General features: G+C 44.9%; 4 protein-coding genes. All 4 read left to right on the top strand.

What is annotated here, in order from left to right:
• Window positions 1-286: 286 nt before the first annotated feature.
• The 4 genes from DWW23_RS14580 to DWW23_RS14565 all read left to right on the top strand — a co-directional run bounded on the left by DWW23_RS14580 (window position 287) and on the right by DWW23_RS14565 (window position 6112).
• A complete protein-coding gene (locus DWW23_RS14580; protein ID WP_122354016.1) occupies window positions 287-2809 on the top strand; it encodes a DNA translocase FtsK in 2523 nt (840 codons plus the stop codon).
• A gap of 32 nt (window positions 2810-2841) precedes the next feature.
• Complete coding sequence (locus DWW23_RS14575; protein WP_122354008.1) at window positions 2842-3516, top strand: LolA-like putative outer membrane lipoprotein chaperone; 675 nt, start codon at window positions 2842-2844, stop codon at window positions 3514-3516.
• 52 nt (window positions 3517-3568) lie between these two features.
• On the top strand, window positions 3569-4522 hold the full coding sequence (gene trxB, locus DWW23_RS14570; RefSeq protein WP_122354007.1) for a thioredoxin-disulfide reductase: 954 nt from the start codon (window positions 3569-3571) through the stop codon (window positions 4520-4522).
• A 108-nt stretch (window positions 4523-4630) separates the two neighbouring features.
• The gene (locus DWW23_RS14565) at window positions 4631-6112 is read left to right on the top strand and encodes a glycoside hydrolase family 10 protein (protein WP_122354006.1); all 1482 of its coding nucleotides are present in this window, start codon (window positions 4631-4633) and stop codon (window positions 6110-6112) included.
• Window positions 6113-6117: the final 5 nt, after the last annotated feature.

Below are 6117 nucleotides of genomic sequence, written 5' to 3'. Positions count from 1 at the left end.
GGTTATCCGATGCCCAAGGCTGTGTTTATGGGAGGGATTGATGTGACATTCTAATATAAATTGGCTCAAAGGGATTGTCTCTAATAACAGCTTTTAGAGTTTACTAAATCTTATAGACAATGTCCGGATTAGGATATATAAATCTCTAAAATTAGTGAAAAGTATCAAACCGGAATAAAAGATTTTTTTTCGTGGCAGTTTGGAGATAATCCCGTATATTTGCATGTTATAAAATAAGGAGAAGATGGGTAAATCTCTCTTTATCTTAATATATACGAGGATTTATATGGCAAAGAAAGCAACTACAACAAAACAAAATAGTAATAACGAGCCGGGCAAATTTGCGTTGATGAAAATGTTTTTCACCAATGAGCGTACCCGTTTCATTACAGGATTGGTAATAGCAATTATCACTATTTATATAGGATTGGCACTTATATCCTTCTTCTTTACAGGAGGTGCCGATCAGAGCAAGATTGAAAACGTCCCGTTGGCAGATCTGCTGACGAATAGAGGGTCGGTTGAGAACTGGACGGGAGTGCGGGGGGCTGTTTTGGCTGACCTGCTGATGAACCGCTGGTTCGGGATATCTTCTTTTATGATCTTGTTTTTCCTCGGATCTGTAGGAGCCAAACTGATGAACCTTCGGCGGGTATCGCTATTGAAGCGGTTTCTGTTTTGTGCCGCTATGCTGGTTTGGGGATCTATGTTTTTTGCTTTTGTATTTATCAGCGGATATGAAGATACATTTATTTATCTGGGAGGACAACATGGATATTACCTGTCGGAAATGATGATCACCAATGTCGGTATTCCCGGAACTATCTTGCTGTTGGCCGGAGTTTTTCTGATCATTGCTATATTTTCAAGCAAGAGAACGATCCCGTTCCTGCAAAGTGTGCTTTCTTTCGGATGGCTGAAAAATCGTCTGAAGAGAGAAAAGGTGGAAGATACAGATGATGCGGAAGAAGTAGTTGAAAATAAAGAGGATGAAGAGAAGGTGTCAGGTAGAACTGTAGAACAGCCGGATGAAAAACCAGAAACGGATGATTTCGTATTCGATACGGAAAGAGAAATGGAGACTGCCCGCCATGAGGAGAAGAAGCAGAAAACAGAAACCTATTCGAATATCTCCAATGATGATACGTTTGAAGTGACAGTACCTCGGGAAGAAGATGTTTATGATGCTCCGAATGCGGAAAATCAGCCGGATGAACCGGAAGATCTTCCCGGCGATCCGCGTTTTACCGTTGAAGTTCCTACCGGTGATGACGAAGTGTATGATGCTTCCGCTTTGGGTGATTACGACCCGAAACTGGATCTGTCAAGCTTCCGCAATCCGCCGATCGAACTGCTGAAGAAATATGATGTCAGCGATCATCAGGTAGACATGGAAGAGCAGATGGCTAACCAGAAACGAATCAAACAGACACTGGAAAGTTTCGGTATCAGCATCGCATCTATTAAGGCGACGGTCGGTCCGACCATTACATTATATGAAGTAATTCCGGATACGGGTGTCCGTATTTCGAAGATCAAGAATCTGGAAGACGATATTGCCCTGAACCTGTCGGCTTTGGGTATTCGTATCATTGCTCCGATGCCGGGTAAGGGTACGATCGGTATCGAGGTGCCGAACAAAGACCCGCAGATCGTATCTATGCAGTCGGTTGTTGCTTCACGCAAATTCCAGGAGTCGAAATATGACCTGCCGGTCGTTTTGGGTAAGACCATTACCAACGAGATCTTTATGTTCGACCTGTGTAAGATGCCCCACTTACTGGTGGCCGGTGCTACCGGACAAGGTAAATCTGTCGGGCTGAACGCCGTAATAACATCTTTGTTATATAGAAAACATCCGTCTGAACTGAAGTTTGTACTCGTCGATCCGAAGATGGTGGAATTCGGTATCTATTCCGATCTCGAACGCCATTATCTGGCGAAACTGCCGGATGCGGACAAAGCCGTTATTACCGACTGTACCAAAGTGATCATGACGCTGAATTCCGTATGTAAGGAGATGGACGACCGTTATGAATTGCTGATGAAAGCGCATGTGCGTAATATCAAGGAATATAATGCCAAATTCGTATCCCGTCATCTGAATCCGGAAAAAGGACATAAATTCATGCCGTTCATCGTGGTGATCATCGATGAGTTTGGTGATCTGATCATGCAGGCAGGTAAAGAAATTGAAACGCCGATCGCCCGTATCGCACAGAAAGCGCGTGCCGTCGGTATCCATATGATCATTGCGACACAACGTCCGTCTACCAATATCATTACCGGTATTATCAAGGCGAACTTCCCGGCACGTATGGCATTCCGTGTAATGCAGATGGTCGACTCGCGTACTATTCTGGATGCTCCGGGAGCGAACCAGTTGATCGGTCGTGGTGACTTGCTGTTTTCGCAGGGAGGTGATACGAACCGTGTACAGTGTGCCTTTGTGGATACTCCGGAAGTGGAACAGATCGTCAATTATATCTCCGGCCAGGTCGGATATGCTACAGCTTTCCTGTTGCCTGAATATGTGGGCGAAGGTGGTGACGACAAAGCACCGGGTTCGGTCGACCTGTCCGATCGTGACCCCTTGTTCGATGAAGCAGCCCGCCTGATCGTAATCCAGCAACAGGGATCGACTTCGCTGATCCAGCGTAAGTTTGCTATCGGGTATAACCGTGCCGGTCGTTTGATGGACCAGTTGGAGGCTGCCGGTATCGTCGGACCGTTTGAAGGAAGTAAAGCCCGTCAGGTATTGATTCAGGATGAATATAATCTGGAGCAATTACTTAATTCGCTGAAATAAGGTTTCCTTTTTTCCTAAATAATTAATTACCTATGAAAAGAGAACAGAAAATAAAAATATGGAGAGCGATCGCTATTTTCGGACTGCTGGCATGCCTGCTCTTTGGGATCAGAGTAACAAGCCGGGCACAGAATGCTGCTTCCGTCCTGGATAAGGCGGCCGATGCTTATGAAAAGTCAAATGGTATTTCAGCCTCCTTCGCTCTGAACACCCGTTCGGATGTGCAGAAAGTATCTGAGAGTTTTGAAGGCACGATCAATATGAAGGGGGATAAGTTTACATTAGTTACCCCCGATATGGTTACCTGGTTCGACGGAACGACCCAATGGTCTTATGTGGAACGCAATGACGAAGTTAATGTAAGTACCCCGAGCGGTGAAGAACTGCAATTTACCAATCCGGCTTTATTGTTACGGGCGTATAAGAAAGGGTTTACCCCTAAATATATCGGTGAAAGTACAGCTTCGAACGGAAAGTCTGCCTATGATATCGAATTAACGCCTAAAAAGAAAGGGGATATCCTGAAAGTGGAATTACAGATCGAGAAATTCTCCAATTTCCCTGCTAAAATAAAGGTTGAAGCAAAGAATGGTATCAGTAATACGATTCATATCAGCAATTTGAAGACAGGCGTAAACCAACCGGACGATTTTTTTGTTTTTAAGGAAAGCGATTATCCGGATGCCGAAGTGATCGACCTGCGTTAAAATATAAGCGATAAAATAAGTTTCAAGTATCAATTTCAATTAACATAAAACTATGAGTGATTCAATAAATGAAAAGGTTCGTTGCCTGATTATAGGTTCCGGTCCTGCAGGATATACAGCAGCAATCTATGCTTCACGTGCTAATTTGTCTCCCGTATTGTACGAAGGAATTCAACCGGGCGGCCAGCTGACAACGACTACAGAAGTTGAAAACTTTCCGGGATATCCTGAAGGTATCACCGGTCCGGAGTTAATGGAAGATTTGAAACAGCAGGCTTTGCGTTTCGGAGCCGATATTCGTTTCGGTATCGCTACGGCGACAGACCTTTCCGCTGCTCCTTATAAAATAACGATCGACGGTGAGAAAGTGATTGAAACAGAAACATTGATCATTGCTACCGGTGCAACCGCTAAATATCTGGGAATCCCCGACGAACATAAATATGCCGGGATGGGTGTTTCTGCCTGTGCAACCTGCGACGGTTTCTTCTATCGTAAGAAAGTGGTAGCTGTAGTAGGTGGTGGCGATACGGCTTGCGAAGAAGCTATTTATCTGGCAGGTTTGGCTAAACAGGTGTATCTGATCGTACGTAAACCTTATCTGCGTGCTTCGAAAGTGATGCAGGACCGTGTGTTCAATACGCCGAATATCATGGTGCTGTTTGAGCATAATACAATCGGTCTGTTCGGAGAAAATGGCGTGGAAGGTGCTCACTTGGTAAAACGTATGGGTGAACCGGATGAAGAAAAGGTGGATATCGCTATCGACGGTTTCTTCCTGGCTATCGGACACAAGCCGAACTCTGATATTTTCAAACCGTGGCTTGAAACAGATGAGATCGGTTATATCAAAACAATACCTGATACGCCGCGTACAACTGTTCCCGGTGTTTTTGCGGCAGGTGATGTGGCAGATCCGCACTATCGCCAGGCAATTACTGCTGCCGGCAGTGGTTGTAAGGCAGCCATTGAAGCTGAACGCTACCTGTCTGAAATGGGTAAATAAGCTCTGATCTTTTAAACTAAATATCAGTAAAATAATAGGTAATACATCTATGTATCATGCATAGATGTATTATTTTTGTCCACCAAATAATATCGTAGAGGGAGTGGTATGAAGAAAATTTTATTGTTGTTGCCTGTATTTTTATTGATAATAGGATCTGTACGTGCGGTGGAATCTCCGAAACGGGAGATACGTGCGGTTTGGCTGACTACTATATATGGCCTTGACTGGCCGAAGAAACCGGCGACAACAGAAGCCGGACGAAAAGCCCAGCAGCAGGAGTTATGTACTATATTGGATCAGCTGGCCGATGCCAATTTTAATACCGTCTTTTTGCAGGTTCGCTTGAGGGGTGACGTGATCTACCGTTCGGCAATTGAACCGGCATCGAAAACTTTCTCAGGTAAATACGGAACAATGCCCGGATATGATCCGTTGGCTTTTGCAATAGAAGAATGTCATAAACGGGGAATGGAGTGCCATGCCTGGTTTGTCACATTTCCAGTCGGTACGGAAAAGGCCGTGAAGGAACAGGGCAAACTTTCTGTTGTGAAACGGAATCCGAAGTTGTGTAAACGGCATAATGGAGAGTGGTATCTCGATCCGGGAGTGCCGGAGACAGCCGATTATATCTTATCACTGGTGAAGGAATTGGTGAACGGATATGACATCGATGGCATCCAGTTCGACTATATCCGTTATCCGGAGCAGGCAAAGACTTTTCCGGACAAGGCGGTCCATCAGAAATATGGAAAATCTACCCGTTTGCCCGATTGGCGCCGTGAGAATATCAATAAGATGGTATATCGCATTTATGACTGGGTCAAACAGGCAAAGCCCTGGGTTCAGGTCAGCAGTTCGCCGCTGGGTAAATACAACCGTATTGAACGGGTTCCCAATGCCGGATGGACGGCGTATGAAAGTGTTTTCCAGGACCCTAAAATGTGGATGGAGAAAGGGAAACAGGATATGATCGTTCCGATGATGTACTACCTGCACGACAATTTTTTCCCGTTTGTGGACAACTGGGTGGAAAATTGTAACGGGCGTTTGGTTGTCCCGGGATTGGGGGCTTACCGGATGGATAAATCCGAAGCAGACTGGACGGTTAATGACATTACGGATCAGATAGATTACAGCCGTTATTATGGAGGTGCCGGTTGTACTTTTTTCCGCTGTGCAAATGTGCTGGATAATTCGAAAGGGTTATATAATGAGCTGAAAGATAATTATTATAAATATCCCGCCCAGTTGTTACCGCTGACCTGGTTGAATGACCGCATCCCTGACTCACCGGAAGGGATATGCGTGGAACGGACAGGAGATGAGTTGAAATTATCCTGGCAGAAACCGGCAACGGAAAAAGAGGATCTTACCTATACTGTATATTACTCATTGACGGATTCGATCGATACGGCGTCGGCCAAATCCATGCTCGCAACAGGGATAAGGGATACAGTCTTGTATCTGCCGGTCGGACCGAATGAGGAGAGAGGTTATAGTTTCTGTGTTTCAGCTTCTACACGCTATCATATAGAAGGGCAGCCGTCTCCTGAAACCTATTATTACTTATCTAAGTTTCCTAAATAATATTA

Origin of the sequence: Parabacteroides sp. AF14-59 (assembly GCF_003479515.1) — a bacterium.
Classification (GTDB): domain Bacteria; phylum Bacteroidota; class Bacteroidia; order Bacteroidales; family Tannerellaceae; genus Parabacteroides; species Parabacteroides faecis.
This window is presented reverse-complemented; position numbering and strand designations above follow the sequence as displayed.

What these genes read in the sequence shown, in the direction of transcription:
- DWW23_RS14565 (WP_122354006.1), top strand. Translation starts at nt 4,631, where the DNA reads ATGAAGAAAATTTTATTGTTGTTGCCTGTATTTTTATTGATAATAGGA.
- trxB (WP_122354007.1), top strand. Translation starts at nt 3,569, where the DNA reads ATGAGTGATTCAATAAATGAAAAGGTTCGTTGCCTGATTATAGGTTCC.
- DWW23_RS14575 (WP_122354008.1), top strand. Translation starts at nt 2,842, where the DNA reads ATGAAAAGAGAACAGAAAATAAAAATATGGAGAGCGATCGCTATTTTC.
- DWW23_RS14580 (WP_122354016.1), top strand. Translation starts at nt 287, where the DNA reads ATGGCAAAGAAAGCAACTACAACAAAACAAAATAGTAATAACGAGCCG.